Origin of the sequence: Actinophytocola sp., from assembly GCF_036002505.1 — a bacterium.
Classification (GTDB): domain Bacteria; phylum Actinomycetota; class Actinomycetes; order Mycobacteriales; family Pseudonocardiaceae; genus DASYTH01.
The window spans coordinates 24128-37590 of record NZ_DASYTH010000294.1 but is presented as its reverse complement, the minus strand read 5'-3'; the positions used below and the strand labels follow the sequence as shown (position 1 = coordinate 37590).

11 protein-coding genes are annotated in these 13463 nt (G+C 69.6%); 4 read left to right on the top strand and 7 right to left on the bottom strand.

The genetic code is table 11. The features are described 5' to 3' along the window. Positions 1–146: 146 nt before the first annotated feature. Both VGR06_RS25935 and VGR06_RS25930 read right to left on the bottom strand, forming a co-directional pair. Complete coding sequence (locus VGR06_RS25935; protein WP_327561738.1) at positions 147–284, bottom strand: hypothetical protein; 138 nt, start codon at positions 282–284, stop codon at positions 147–149. 14 nt (positions 285–298) lie between these two features. Next, positions 299–586 (bottom strand): hypothetical protein, encoded by a 288-nt coding sequence (locus VGR06_RS25930; RefSeq protein WP_327561737.1) that lies wholly within the window; start codon positions 584–586, stop codon positions 299–301. A gap of 253 nt (positions 587–839) precedes the next feature. Between VGR06_RS25930 and VGR06_RS25925 the strand changes: the two genes are divergently transcribed. Next, positions 840–1922, top strand: a complete 1083-nt coding sequence (locus tag VGR06_RS25925; RefSeq protein WP_327561736.1) for a peptidase S8 — start codon at positions 840–842, stop codon at positions 1920–1922. Between the two features lie 174 nt (positions 1923–2096). Here the strand turns inward: VGR06_RS25925 and VGR06_RS25920 are convergent, their stop codons facing one another. The 5 genes from VGR06_RS25920 to VGR06_RS25900 form a co-directional block, all read right to left on the bottom strand. Beyond that, positions 2097–3608: an ElyC/SanA/YdcF family protein gene (locus VGR06_RS25920; RefSeq protein ID WP_327561735.1), complete on the bottom strand. Its 1512-nt coding sequence runs from the start codon at positions 3606–3608 to the stop codon at positions 2097–2099. Between the two features lie 21 nt (positions 3609–3629). Then, the gene (locus VGR06_RS25915) at positions 3630–4340 is read right to left on the bottom strand and encodes a hypothetical protein (RefSeq protein ID WP_327561734.1); all 711 of its coding nucleotides are present in this window, start codon (positions 4338–4340) and stop codon (positions 3630–3632) included. Further along, positions 4340–4894 (bottom strand): SigE family RNA polymerase sigma factor, encoded by a 555-nt coding sequence (locus tag VGR06_RS25910; protein ID WP_327561733.1) that lies wholly within the window; start codon positions 4892–4894, stop codon positions 4340–4342. Before VGR06_RS25910 ends, VGR06_RS25915 begins: the two co-directional genes overlap by 1 nt. 90 nt (positions 4895–4984) lie before the next feature. Then, positions 4985–8080 (bottom strand): glycosyl hydrolase 115 family protein, encoded by a 3096-nt coding sequence (locus VGR06_RS25905; protein ID WP_327561732.1) that lies wholly within the window; start codon positions 8078–8080, stop codon positions 4985–4987. Positions 8081–8172: 92 nt separating this feature from the next. After that, the gene (locus VGR06_RS25900; protein ID WP_327561731.1) at positions 8173–8694 is read right to left on the bottom strand and encodes a hypothetical protein; all 522 of its coding nucleotides are present in this window, start codon (positions 8692–8694) and stop codon (positions 8173–8175) included. Positions 8695–9110: 416 nt separating this feature from the next. Between VGR06_RS25900 and VGR06_RS25895 the strand changes: the two genes are divergently transcribed. The 3 genes from VGR06_RS25895 (at position 9111) to VGR06_RS25885 (ending at position 13452) form a co-directional block, all read left to right on the top strand. Continuing rightward, positions 9111–9686: a TetR/AcrR family transcriptional regulator gene (locus VGR06_RS25895; protein ID WP_327561730.1), complete on the top strand. Its 576-nt coding sequence runs from the start codon at positions 9111–9113 to the stop codon at positions 9684–9686. A 97-nt stretch (positions 9687–9783) separates the two neighbouring features. Next, entirely contained in the window at positions 9784–12480 is a 2697-nt protein-coding gene (locus tag VGR06_RS25890) for a molybdopterin-dependent oxidoreductase (RefSeq protein ID WP_327561729.1), read from the top strand. 72 nt (positions 12481–12552) lie between these two features. Continuing rightward, a complete protein-coding gene (locus VGR06_RS25885) occupies positions 12553–13452 on the top strand; it encodes an FAD binding domain-containing protein (RefSeq protein WP_327561728.1) in 900 nt (299 codons plus the stop codon). The last annotated feature ends 11 nt before the right edge of the window (positions 13453–13463 follow it).

Genomic DNA, 13463 nt, shown 5'->3' with positions numbered 1-13463 from the left:
GCTGCCCGGGATTCTCGACGATCTGGCCGCCCGCGGCCTGACCCCGGTGACCGCGACCGAGCTGCTGAGGTGAACCCGTTGCGTGCCTTCGTGATCCTTGCCGTCGGCGGGCTGCTCGCCGGTTGCTCGACTTCGTCCACTATGGACTATCCGATCGTCTCCGCGCCGCCCAGCGAGTCGGCGGCCCCGGCGAACGTCGAGAACCCGTTGCCGGACATGCCACCGGTGACCGATCCGCGCAAACTGTACGCCGGCGCCGGCAAGGTGATCCGCAACGTCCACATGGGACCTCAGGACATCAAGCTCGCCCCCCGACGGCGGCGCCCACGGCCTCTACCTCTCCCGCGACGCCACCCGCCTCTACGTCACCAACCGCCACGAAGGCACCATCAGCGTCCTCAACGCCGACACCGGCGCCGAGATCACCAAATGGCACCTCCCCGGCAACGCCAGCCCCGACATGGGCAACCTCACCGCCGACGGCACCCAACTCTGGCTTTCCGGCCGCTACAACTCCGCCGTCCACGTCCTCTCCACCGCCGACGGCACCCTCCTCCACACCATCCCCGTCGGCGCCGAACCCCACGGCCTCTGCGTCTGGCCCCAACCCGCCGCTACTCCCTCGGCCACACCGGCATCACCCGCTGATACGCCCAGAACGTCCCTATTTGGGCGTTTAATCGATCAGGTCATTGCCGGCCACTGGCAAATGGTAACCGAAAGAATCTTTCCATTCGACGTGATAAATTTGAACATTTTGATTCGCGGGAATGGTGTGTACGGTTGTTGCCGGCGGAATCCTCCGCCCGCTTCCCTGCATTGTTCACGGAGGATATGTCGTGCCACGCATACCTATTGCCGCCACGGTTCTCGCCACGGCAGCGTTATCCGTCGGTGCGACCGCCGCGGCCGCCGCGGCTCCGGCCAGCCAAGCGCAGCGCGCGTGTGGGCTTCCCGCGGCAGGTTATGCCGCCTGCCACGCCTGGGTTCGCACCGACCTCGCGGGCCCGGCCGCGACCGTGTCCGGGTACGGCCCGGCCGAGTTGCGGTCGGCCTACGGGCTCGCGTCGCTGGCCGCGAGCGCCGGTGCGGGTGTCACCGTGGGAATCGTCGACGCCTTCGACGCCCCGACCGCGTTCGCCGACGTCAACACCTACCGCGCGCAGTTCGGCATCCCGGCGCTGGCATCGTGCACGCCCAGCACGATCAACGCCAGCACCACGGCCTGCTTCGCGAAGTCCGACCAGAATGGCGGAACCAACTTCCCGCGCAAGAACAGCGGTTGGGCGCTGGAGGCCTCGCTGGACGTCGACATGGTTTCGGCGATCTGTCCGAAGTGCAACATCCTGCTGGTCGAGGCGAACACCAACAGCCTGCTCAACCTCGGCGCCGCGGTGAACCGGGCCGTGACCCTCGGCGCCGAGGTGGTCAGCAACAGCTACGGCGGCGGCGAGTACTCCGGCGAGACCAGCGACGAGAACACGTTCTTCAACCACCCCGGGATCGCGGTCACGGCGAGTTCCGGTGACTCCGGCTTCGGCGTGTCGTTCCCCGCCGCGTCCCGGTTCGTGACCGCGGTCGGCGGAACCAGCCTGCGTACCGCGGCCACCAGCCGGGGTTGGAGCGAGGCCGTGTGGAACGGCGCGGGCAGCGGCTGCTCGGCGTTCGTCAGCAAGCCGTCCTGGCAGACCGACACCGGGTGCGCCCGGCGCACGGTCGCCGACGTGAGCGCGGTCGCCGACCCGGCCACCGGGGTCGCGGTCTTCGACAGCACCCGTTCCAGGGCCTCAGCGGCTGGCTGGTGTTCGGCGGCACCAGCGTGTCCGCGCCGACCGTCGGCTCGGTCTACGCGCTCGGCGGCACCTCCGGGGTCAACGGCGCCAACCTCCCCTACGCCCACGCCTCGTCCCTGTTCGACGTGACCAGCGGCAGCAACGGCTCGTGCGGCGGGTCCTACCTGTGCACCGCGGTCACCGGCTACGACGGCCCGACCGGTCTCGGCACCCCCAACGGAGCCGGCGCCTTCTGACGGTCCGAATCCACCAGCCCTGGAGGGGAAGCAAACGCCAGATTGCTTCCCCTCCAGCCTCATTCCATCAGAACTCGCCGGTGACCCGGCCGCCGTACAGTTTGAAGATCTCCTGCACGTACACCCCGATGCCGTACCGCCGCCGTACCGGGTCGAAATCCTTGCTGAAGAACACGTTCCGGTCGAACGACGCAGTCGACAGAATGCCCTTGACCGAGCGGACCACGTGCGTCCGGTCCTCGAAGAACGCGTCGCACAACGTCAGCAGCCGTCTCATGTGGTACGGCGAGGTCACGACCACCATGTCCAGCGGCCCGCGTTTCGCGACCGCGAGCTGGACGAGCTCCGGCCACACGTGCAGCAGCGTCTCCGCCGTGCTGCGGGCGCGGCTGTCGCGCAGCACGGTGATCGACTGGTCCACCGTCTTGGATTCGAGGTAGTAGGCCATGGCGTCGGCCTCACCCATGGCCAGCGGCTGATCGGGGTCATAGAGCGGATGACCACCGGACAGGATGATCGTGGCACCCGACCGCTGCGCGATCCCGAGGGCGATGTCGACCCGGTACCGGTGGCCCCGGCGCGATCCGGGAACCAGCACCACGTCACAGCTCGTCAAGTCCCCCGAACCGGCCTGCCGCCCGTCATTCTCGGCGGACAGGCACGCGAAAAGCTGGCCGACCGCCCGCACCTCCTCCGCGCTGAGTCCGGCCTCGACTGACTCGAAGATCCGGTCAGCAAGCGGTCGGTTGAGCCCCTGCACCCGCGTCAACCGCTCCTCACCAGCCGGGATCAGCACGTCACCCGACGAGAACCCGAACACCTCCAGCAGGTTCCGCAACACGTCAAACGGCAGCGGTCGCTTCGCTTCGAGCTTCCGCTGCAACTCCGCCGGAGCGGTGATGGTGCGCGGTATATGATGTTTCGGCTCCAACGCGTTGAAGCGCTCATAAAGTGCGGCTTTCAACTCCGGCTCCAGCAGCTCCCACCGAAAACGCTCAACCCGCCGGTCGTCGATGATATTGATCGTTTCCTGCAGTTTAAGATGACGCGCATACTGGGTGAGCTGGCGAAATATCATCTCCCGGAACTGTGCCGCGTCCTCGAACTCGAAGACGAGCCCGCGCCTCGTCATCTGCTTCTTGAACTTCTCCACCTTCGCCAGCTGGACGGGGTTGATGCCGTCGATCTTCGCCAGCGCGCGCGAGAAGTAGAGCAGCACCGGCTTGTCCGCCGCCAGGAAGTGCTCGATCTCCTCGATGGTGCCGGAGGCGGCCCTGCCGGTGGGTGTGCCTACCCGTCCCCAGAACATGCCCAGGAGCAGGTCGCAGTCATCGAGGATCTGATCGTTGATGATTCCCTGGGCTCGGCCGTCGCGCTTCACCTGTGAGTACGCGTGCGTTTCCCAGGTGACCGGGAGGAACACGACCAGGTACTCGCCGGCGTTCTGAGCGTTCCACTCGCCGAGGGCGTGCGCGAGCATCTCGCGTTCCTTGGCGAGGTCGCCCGGCGAGGCGATGAACACCTTCAGAATCCGAGCCTGGGACACCGTGCTCCGATCGGCGGCGGGCGGGTTGGTCACCCATCGTACCGATCGGCGTGGCTAGTAGTTGAACACGTCGATAAATGCGTAGAGCTGGTTATTGGAGAGGGGTACGGCTGGGCGGGTTTGGGAATCTGACCAGATGCTGATGCTGACTGTGACGACGATGCCGTCCGTCCGTATTCCCGTGATGCACCGGCTTCGGCCGATGTCGTCGGTGAGTTGCCAGTTGACCACGGGTGGGGTGTCGGCGGGCCATCCGGTGAAGACGCCGCAGCGGGCCCACGGATTGGCTCGGAAGGGTTTGTCGACGTCGATTCTGAGGGTGCCGAATCCGGAATCGTCGATGAGCTTGGCGAAGGCGGTGTATTTCGATGATTCCTGGGGGAGCTGGACGAACTCGAGGGGCGGCGGCGGGGCACCGGCGATGGTGCGGGTGCCGGGGGTGTCGTCGGGCTCGACGCGGAGGGATGACGGGATGAGATCGCGCCGGGCGGTGAGTTGGGCGGTGAGCGCTTTGGCGCGGTTGTCCACCGTGGCCTGCACCGTCGGGACGGGGTCCGCGGGGCGGTCGTGCCAGGCGCGGGTGGTCGTGGTGATCAGCAGGGTGAGTGCGGCGATCACCACGACCGTACCCCCCGAGGCGGCCGCTACGGCGCGGCGGCGTGAGTGCACCCGAGCGGCCTGGATCACGGCATCGATGTCGACGAGGGGGTCGGGCAGGTCGTCGGCGAGTGATACCAGGCCGGCGGTGAGCTGTTCCTCCTCCATCAGGTACTCAACTCCCTTATCAGGGCGGCGTTTCCACCCAGCCGGGTCATGGCCGCGCGCAACGCGGTGAGGCCGCGCGCGGTCTGGCTCTTGACGGTTCCCTCCGAGCAGCGCAGCACCGCCGCGGTCTCGGTCACCGACAGCTGGGACCAGTAACGGAGCACCACCGCGGCGCGCTGCCGGGGCGGGATCTCCGCGAGGGCCCGCCGGAGCAGGTCCTTGACGTGGTCCGACCCCACCCCCAGGGCGGGGTCGGACCTGTCGTCAGCCAGGTCCGGAACGATGCCGGTGCGCGACTCCGCCCGTCGCCAGGGCCGGCGGAGTTCGTTGAGCCAGCAGCGCAGCAGCACCCGCCGGGCGTAGCCGTCCAGCGCGTCCTGCCGGTCCAGGCGCGGCCAGGCCTGGTACATCCGGATCAGGCACGCCTGTGCGAGGTCCTCGGCCAGGTGCCGGTCCCCGCACAGCAGGTAAGCCAACCGGGCCAGCGGGCCGACCGCCCCGGCCGCGAACAGCCGGAACCGGTCCTCGTCGTCGCGGGTACGCCGGAGACTCACGCCCTCTACACACCTCGGATCGGGTCGAGGTTGCAAGCCATGAAGGTGACCTTCGGGGCATTCAGCGTCCCGAAGGTCACCTTCATGGCACTAGAACCTGCGGCTCTCCGGCGGCCCCAAGTAGCTCGGCCGCAGCCCACCGGTGTCCACCACGAGCTTCTGCAGGATCACGGTGGGGTCGACCATCCAGAAGCGCAGGGTGTGCACGCCGGGGGTGTCGATCTGGTGCGTGGTCGCCGTGCGGTTGACGTTGTTCGACGTGTTCGTCTCCCACTGGCGGTTCATCGTGGTGTCGTTGGCTCCCGTTGCGGTGGTGACGTTGACGACCTGCGGGGGAGCGCCGTCGACGGACACCGCGTAGCTGAGGCCGTCGGTGGGATGGACGTTGTTGCGCGGCGACAGGTAGGCCCACACCGTGACCGGGCCGGTGGTGGTCAGGTTCATGGTGAAGTCGAGGTGCGGGGTGTCGCCGCCGGGGGTGACCCGGGGCGCGGTGACCGGCGAGGGCAGCATGCCGTCACCATCCCGGCCGATGTCCGGGATACGCAGCCAGTTGCCCGTCGTACGGGTGGCGTGCTGGGCGAGCATCGACACGTAGCCGTTGGCCTCGGCGAAGGTGCCGCGCGGTGACCGCGACAGGTCAGGGTTCTGCACGACAGCTTGGACCACGACGCTGGAGCCGTTCGGGCCGGTGATCGTGATCGGCACCTGGGTGGTGCCGCGCGGCGCCCGGGACCAGTCGACGAACACGGTGGCGCGCACCTGTTTGGTGACCGTGCCGCGGTTCGGCCAGACCCGGACGTACGGTGCCGCGGCCTCGATGCGGTAGTCGAACGCGGTGGTGCCGCGGTTGAACACCTCGACGTACTGCGCCGGCTGGCTCTGGTACGGGCTGAACGTGGGCAGCAGCGCGGGGGCCGGCTCGGCCGGCCACCACTTGTCGGAGCCGTCGACCGCCACCCCCATGTCCGCTGTGGACGGTACCTCGATCCGTTGCAGCGCAGGGAAGATCACGTCCGGCAGCACCGCGTTGTTCAGCTCGGGTTGCTGCCAGGGCGCGTTCGGGCCGTACCGCGCCACGTCGCCGTAGTCGATGTGCGGCTGAAGCTGGAAGTTGTTCCACTTGCCGCCGGCGATGCCGTGGTTGTAGTGGTCCGCCAGCGCCAGGTCGTCGGCGAACCGGGCCTCGGCGGTGGCCGCGACGTCGTTGGTCGCGGCGCGGCCCTGCCGGGCGTAGCGGATGTTGGTGAACTCCGCGTTGCGCAACGCGTACAGGTTCGCGGTCGCCTTCACCGCGTACAGCACCAGCTCGTAGTAGGCGTCCTGATAGGACGGTGGGAGCGCTCTGCCGATCTGGTCGGCGCGTTCGGCGAGCCGCGCCCAGTCCGCGGTGGCCCGGTCCATCTCCCGGTAGTTCTCCAGGGAGAACGGGTTCCCCTGGTCGTCGTAGGTGATGTTGTTGGGGTTGGCCGGATCCACCGTGATCCGCCGGTTCAGCAGCTCCGGCTTGCGGCGCCCCTGCAGCGCTCCGTAGTCGTGCAGCACATCGGCGATCGATTCGGCGTGCTCGCCGCCGAAGTTCTCCGCGGCGTACCTCTTCTCCCACGCCGGCAGCTTGTCCGGCGTCATCGCGGCCGGATTCCACGCCGTGTCAAGGGAGAACTGCAGCGGCAGCTCCTCGCCCTTCATGTCGCCGACGTTGAACACCCAGAGCCGGTCGATGCCGTAGCTGTACGCGGCGTGCAGCTGTTCCCACGTATTGGCCAGGTTGATCGTGTCGACCCACTTGTAGTTCCGGCCACCACCGACGTAATCGAAGTGGTAGTACATCCCGTACCCGCCGGAACGCGCGGGCAGGCTGGGGTCGGGCAGCTTGCGCATGTTGCCCCAGTTGTCATCGGTGAACACGACGGTCACGTCGTCGGGCGCACGCAGGCCGCGGTCCCAGTACCGCTGGACCTCCTTGTACAGCGTCCAGACCTGCGGGATCGTCGTCACGTCTTTTCCGGTGACATCACCGAGAATGCGGCGCTCGTTCGCGATGATGCTCTGCATCAGCTCGATGCCGTCGCCGTCGGGCAGGCTCACGTCCCCGTTGCCGCGCATGCCGAGCGTGACCACGCCCTCGAAGCTCTCGTCCACCATCCGGCGGATGCCGTCGGTCCAGTACGCCTGGATCGCGTCGGCGTTGCGGCGGAAGCTCCACTCGCCGGTGCCGCCGTACGGGTCGGTCCCGGGCGTGACGATGTTGCCGTTGCTGTCCCGGACCGCGGCGCGGGCGTGCCGGTTCCACTCCTCGATGCCGCGCATCATCGGCGCCTCATGGGAAGTACCCATGATCACGCCATATTCCGTTGCGGTGGCGTGGTTCTGCGGGTCGTCCTCGGCGAAGGCCCGGCCCCACACCGCGGGCCACAGGTAGTTCGCCTTGAGCCGGAGCATGACCTCGAAGATCTTGGCGTAGAAGTTGGCGTTGAAGCCCCACGGGATGCCGGGTGCCTTGCCCGGGCCGAAGAACGCCGGGGCCCAGGTGCCGAGGTTGGGGGCCTCGTCGTTGATGAAGAAGCCGCGGTACTTCACCACCGGCGTGCCCTGCGTGTGCCGGCCGGGCAGCACGTGCAGCGCGTCCGCGTGCTTGGCCGGCACGTCGTTCCAGAAGTACCACGGCGAGACGCCGATCTGCTTCGACACGTCGTAGGCGCCGTAGATCGTGCCGCGCTGGTCGCTCCCGGCGATCACGAACGCGCGGCGGATGCCCGGCAGCGGGTTCTGCACGACCTGCTCGAGCGAGGTCTCCCACTTGCCGGCGATGCCGCGCACGTCCAGCTTCCCGGCGCTGATCAGCCCGTCGATGAGCGGGCTGCGGCCGATCGTTCCGATGATCACAGGTTCGCTGCGGGCAGGGACCTGGTTCGTTGAGATCGCCGGCTGGGCCCCGGTCACTCGGTTGACGTCGGCCTGCAGGTCGTCCACCACGCGGACCACGCCGGGGTGGTCGGCGGCGCTCACCACCAGCGGGGCGGCCTTACCGCGCTCCACCAGCGCAAAGCTGCCGGGCCGGGGGGTGGTGACGACGTACTGGGCGGGATCGGCCTGGCCGTGGTCACCCGTCGCGACCGCGGTCATCGCAGGGGCGAGGGTGGTGGCGAGCAGGGACGGAACGAGCAGCGCAAGGGACCTTCTCATGTCGCGATCTCCGTACCGGGCAGGGTCGGTCGGACCCGAAAGTTACGAAAACCTTCCGGAAGTCCCACGATAGTCACCTCGGGGACGTGACGCTACGAGAAGAGGTAGTTGGGCTGTTCGTTGAACGGCAACTGGTGGTGCCCTTCGTCCTCGATGCGATTGCTCTGGTTGGTCCGGCCCTCTTCCGTGACCCGCCCGGAGTAGCGGTAGAGGCCCTGCCCCGCGTTCGCGACGTAGACGGTGCAGTTGTAGCCGTTGCCGTGGAGCGGATAGCCGTCGGCGTCGGTGTTCCAGGACGTGAGGCGACCTACGTACGCGTGGGGATACTGCACCTTGAGGGCGGCGATGTAGGTGGCGAGTTGGTGATGAGTCTTTCCGCCGGCATAGTATTGATCGGCCGCGGACTTGATTTCCCCCACATAGATCCACATGTCGCCGAGACCGTCGTCGTCCCGCTCATCCTTGATGGCGACCATGTCCGCGAAACCAGGACCCGCCGCGAATTCCGTGTACAGGTTGTAGTTGTTCCCGAGATGGCTGCTGAGGAACGCGCCCTGAACCAGCCGGTGCACGTCCGTGCCGATCTGCGTGGCGCTCTTGCCGGCGTTGGTCACCCCCGAGACCGTGGCCCGCTGGACCGTGATGCCTTGTGCCGGTGGGCGAAGCAGACCGGTCACAGCTCGGTTGCCCGCCGATGCCTGCAGTGCCAGCAAGCCGGACGGCGACGAGACGGGGCGCGGCAGTCTCCTGTCCCGAGCGGGTCGACCCCCGGCGTGGGCGGGTGCGTCGTCGTGACCCGAATGCCCGTGGCTGTGCGTTCTTGACACAGATCCTCCAAGAAAGATTGACCTTTACATCTTCGTGGTGCCAGCGCGAAGTAGCCGACCCCCAAATGGGTATTTCGCTGGCGAATAGAATCCGCAGGATCGGGCATGATGTGGTTCCGGCGGCGAGTTCCGGGCGATGTGGGTGGCGTCGGTTCAACCGACCGGGTTGCCCCGCGGCTACCTGGGATGATTCAGTGCGGGGCGTGCAGGAGCCGACCGAGCGGCCGCCGACCAGGGCGGTGCTGATGGACGCCGCGCTGGCGGTGTTCACCGAGCAGACGTACGGCGGTGCCGCGGTTGCCGAGGTGGCGAAGCGGGCGGGGATGTCGGTGGGCACGCTGTACCGGTATTTTCCGAGCAAGGAGGCGCTCGGCAACGCCGTTTTCCAGCGGTGGAAGGGAATGCTGGTGGAGCGGATCGCCGGGTCCGGCGACGAGCCGGCGCGGGTGATGTTCGCGCGGATGTGGCGGCTGGTGCTGGACTTCGCCGACGAGGCACCGGACGCGTTCGCGTTCCTGGAGTTCCAGCAGCACGAGGGCTACCTCGACGCGGAGAGCGTGGCGCTGTCGGAACGGGTGAGCGCGGCGGGTGAGGAGTTCGTGGCGCGGGGGCAGCGCACCGGGGAGATCCGGGCGGGAGACCCGGCGATGCTGCTCGCGCTGGTCTACGGGGCGCTGGTCGGGTTGATCAAGGCGCGGCGCGGGGGGCTGAAGCTGGGGGCGGCGGAGCTCGAGGCGTCGGAGCGGGCGGCGTGGGCGCTGCTGGCCGCTGAGAACTGAGGCAGGATCTCTCAGGGAACGGCACGCCGGCGTTGACGTGACCGGGCTCCGGAGTGAATATTCACTCCGCACGCACCGAGCGTCCCGGGAGGTTGGTGTGGTCAAGATCGAGGTCAACGGTGAGTGGCGCGAGGTCGACCCCGGGCCCGATGACACCGCGGTGGAGCTGCTGCGTGACGGGTTGGGGTTGACCGGAACGAAGCTGGTGTGCGGCGGCGGGGTGTGCGGGGCCTGCACCATCCACGTCGACGGCGAGCCCGTGGTGAGCTGCCTGCTGCCGGTCGCGGCGCTGGAGGGGCGTTCGGTGGCCACCGTCGAGGGGCTGACCCGCGACGGGCATCCGGTGCCCCGCGCGTTCGCCGCGCATGCCGCGCTGCAGTGCGGGTTCTGCACGCCGGGCTTCGTGGTCGAGGCGGTGGCGTTCCACGACCGGTGGCGGGCCGAGCACGGCACCGCGGAGCCGCCGGCCGAGGAGGTGGCCGCCGCGCTCGCCGGGCACCTGTGCCGGTGCGGGGCCTACGCCGAGATCCAGGCCGCGGTGCGGGAGGCCTGCGCGGGCAGGTTCGACGAGCCTGGGGAGCTGAGCGGGCCGCGCCGGGAGGCCGGCGAGAAGATCACCGGGGCCGCTCGGTACACAGTGGACATTCGACATGACGGTCAGCTGGAAGGGGTGCTGCTGCGCTCGCCGCACGCGCACGCCACGGTCGGCACGGTGGATCTGTCCGGGGCGCTCGCCGTGGAGGGCGTGCGGGCCGCGGTGGAGTTGCTCGGTGCGGACCGGACGGTGCGCTACGCCGGGCAGGAGGTCGCCGCCGTGGCCGCGGTGGACCGGCGCACCGCCGAGGCGGCGCTGGCGAAGATCGTGGTCGAGTACCGGAAGCTGCCCGCGGTGATCGGGGTGGATCAGGCGCTGGCGGACGGTGCGCCGACGGTGTACCAGCGGGGCAACCGGAAACCGCCGAACGCGGCGGAGGGAACGGCGACGCCCGCACCGTGGAAGGGCAACGTGCGCGGGCCGATGGCGCTGTTCTCCACGCACCGGCGACGGGCCCGGAACCTGATCGAGCGCGCCCGGGCGGCCGGGGATCCGCTGCTGGTGGAGGGCGATTTCCGCACCCAGGCGCAGGCCCACACCACGCTCGAGCCGCACGCCGCGGTGGCCCGGTTCACCGGCGACACGCTCGAGGTGCACGTGTCCACCCAGGCCGTCGCCGAGCTGGCCAAGCTCATCGCCAAGCGCTTCTCCTTGCCCGAGGACAAGGTCCGGGTGATCGCCGAGCACGTCGGCGGCGGCTTCGGGTCCAAGGCGGGCGTGCACGCCGAAACGGTCGCGGCGGTGACCCTGGCCAGGGCAGCGGCCGCGCCGGTCCGCGTGGTGTTCGACCGGCTGGCGGAGCTGAGTGTCACCGGGCACCGGCCGGCGGCCCGGATCTCGCTGTCGCTGCTGGCCGACCGGGACGGCAACCTGGCGGCGCTGCGGGTGCACGCGTACGGCGACGCCGGGATCGCCATCGGCAGCATGATCGCGGCCCTCGGCCGGCTGATGTATCCGGCGCCGGCCAAGGAGCTGGTGGACTACGACGTGGTCAACCACACCCCGTACGGGTTGCCGTTCCGCGCCCCGGGCGCGCCGCCGCTGAGCTTCGCCCTGGAGCAGGCCGTGGACGAGGCGGCCCGCCGGCTCGGCCGGGACCCGATCGCGCTGCGGCAGAAGTGGGATCCCGATCCCGGGCGGCAGCGGCTCTACCGGTGGGCCGCCGGACTGCCGGTGTGGCAGCGGGAATCGCGGCGCACCGGGCGGTTCCGCCGGGGTGTCGGCGTGGCCGCGGCGAACTGGCTCTACCTCTGGGAGTCCGACTGCGCGGTCGCGCTTTCGGTGCGGGGCGGGCGGTTGACGGTGTCCACCGCCGTGCAGGACATGGGCACCGGGAGCCGGTCCGTGCTGGCCGCCACGGTCGCCGCCGGGCTCGGGCTGGCTCCGTCCGATGTGGACGTTCAGTTGGGCGACTCCGTGCTGCCGGTCGGGCCGGGCTCCGGTGGCAGCCGGACCACGGCCACCATCGCGCCCGCCGCGCTGTCCGCGGTGGCGAAGCTGAAGGCGGAACTGGTCGCCCGCAGCCGGCTGTCCGGTGCGCGCGCGGCCGCCGACGGAATCCGTTACGCCGGCGGGGTTCTGCCCTGGCCGGAGGCGATCGCCGCCGCGGACGATCTGCGGGTCGAGGCGAAACGCCCGCCGGACGACGCCACGCTGAGCCGCTCCGCGCCGCGGGCAATGGCCGGTGCCGGTGTCCTCGGTGCACTGTTCCCCGTGATGATGCGGCTGCAGGGGCCGATGCGGATCGGGCGCGGCTACCCCAGCGGGGTGCAGGTGGTCGAGGTCGAGGTGGACACGAAGCTCGGCCGCACCCGGGTGCTCCGGGTGCACGGCGGCATCGCCGCGGGCAAGCTGGCCGTGCCCGAGCTCGCCGCCGCACAGGCCCGCGGCGGCATCATCCAGGGCGTCGGGTTCGCGCTCTACGAGGAGCGCCAGTTCGACCCCGGCACCGGCCTCGTGCTCAGCGCCAACCTCGAGGACTACCGGATCCCCGGCATCGCCGACATGCCCGAGATCGAGCTGCACTTCGACACCGAGGGCTACGAGCACGTGCCCGGCGGCGGTGTCGGCCTCGGCGAGGTCGCCACCATCCCGGTCGCCGCCGCCATCGCGAACGCCGTCTACGACGCCACCGGCGTCCGCCAGTACGAGCTGCCGCTCCGCCCGGACCGGGTGCTGTCCGGTAAGGGAGCAACGTGACAGTGTTTGTCCCGCGCTTCGCTCTACCCGCCACAACGTGACGTTGCTTTCCCAGGAAACGAGCGTGAACGCATGACCGCCACCTACGAGCTGCGCGCAGGCGCCACCGACCTCACCGAACGCCGCCGCACCGGCGTCTCCCACGGCGCCGTCCGCGACATCGAGCGCAGCCCCGAGCTCACCCGGATCGACTGGGCCACCGACGGATCCACGACCATCGGCGCGCTCGTCACCGCCGACACGGTCTCCTCGGACGCCCGGATCCGTTCCGGCTACCCGGGTCTGGCCGCCGCGGCCGCCGGCCTCGCCACCCCGCAGATCCGCCGGGCCGCCACCATCGGCGGGAACCTGTTGCAGCACAACCGCTGCTGGTACTACCGCCACCCGGAGACCTCGTGCCTGCGCAAGGGCGGCGACAGCTGCCCGGCCCGCACCGGCAACCACCACCACGGCGTGATCTTCGACCTCGGCCCGTGCGTGGCCCCGCACCCCTCCACCCTCGGCGCCGCCCTCCTCGCCTACGACGCCACCATCGCCACCGACCGCCGCACCCTCCCCGTCGCCGACCTCTTCACCCCCGACGACCACCACACCCTCGAACCCGGCGAGCTCCTCACCGCCGTCCACCTCCCCGCACCCGCAACCGGCGAGCAGGCCGCCTACCTCCGCACCATCTCCCGCGCCTGGGCCGAATGGCCCATCGTCGAAGCCGTCGCCCGTCTCGTGATCACCGACGGTGTGATCACCAGCGCCGCCGTCGCCGTCGGCGGAGTCGCCCCGGTCCCCATGCGCCTGCCCGACGTCGAAAGCGCCCTGACCGGAAAGCCGCCCACCGCCGAGAATCTCGCGGCCGCCGCGAAACCCGCCGCCGCCAACGCCACCCCGCTGCCGATGACCGCTTACAAGGTCCCGCTCCTCGTCGCCACCGTCGAGGATGTCCTGCACCGCGCCGCCAACATCGCGCTCGAGTAGCCGTAGCCTTA

Excerpts from the sequence above, each read along its gene's own strand:
- VGR06_RS25935 (WP_327561738.1), bottom strand. The coding sequence starts at position 284 with ATGTGGACGTTGCGGATCACCTTGCCGGCGCCGGCGTACAGTTTGCGC.
- VGR06_RS25915 (WP_327561734.1), bottom strand. The coding sequence starts at position 4,340 with ATGGAGGAGGAACAGCTCACCGCCGGCCTGGTATCACTCGCCGACGAC.
- VGR06_RS25905 (WP_327561732.1), bottom strand. The coding sequence starts at position 8,080 with ATGAGAAGGTCCCTTGCGCTGCTCGTTCCGTCCCTGCTCGCCACCACC.
- VGR06_RS25885 (WP_327561728.1), top strand. The coding sequence starts at position 12,553 with ATGACCGCCACCTACGAGCTGCGCGCAGGCGCCACCGACCTCACCGAA.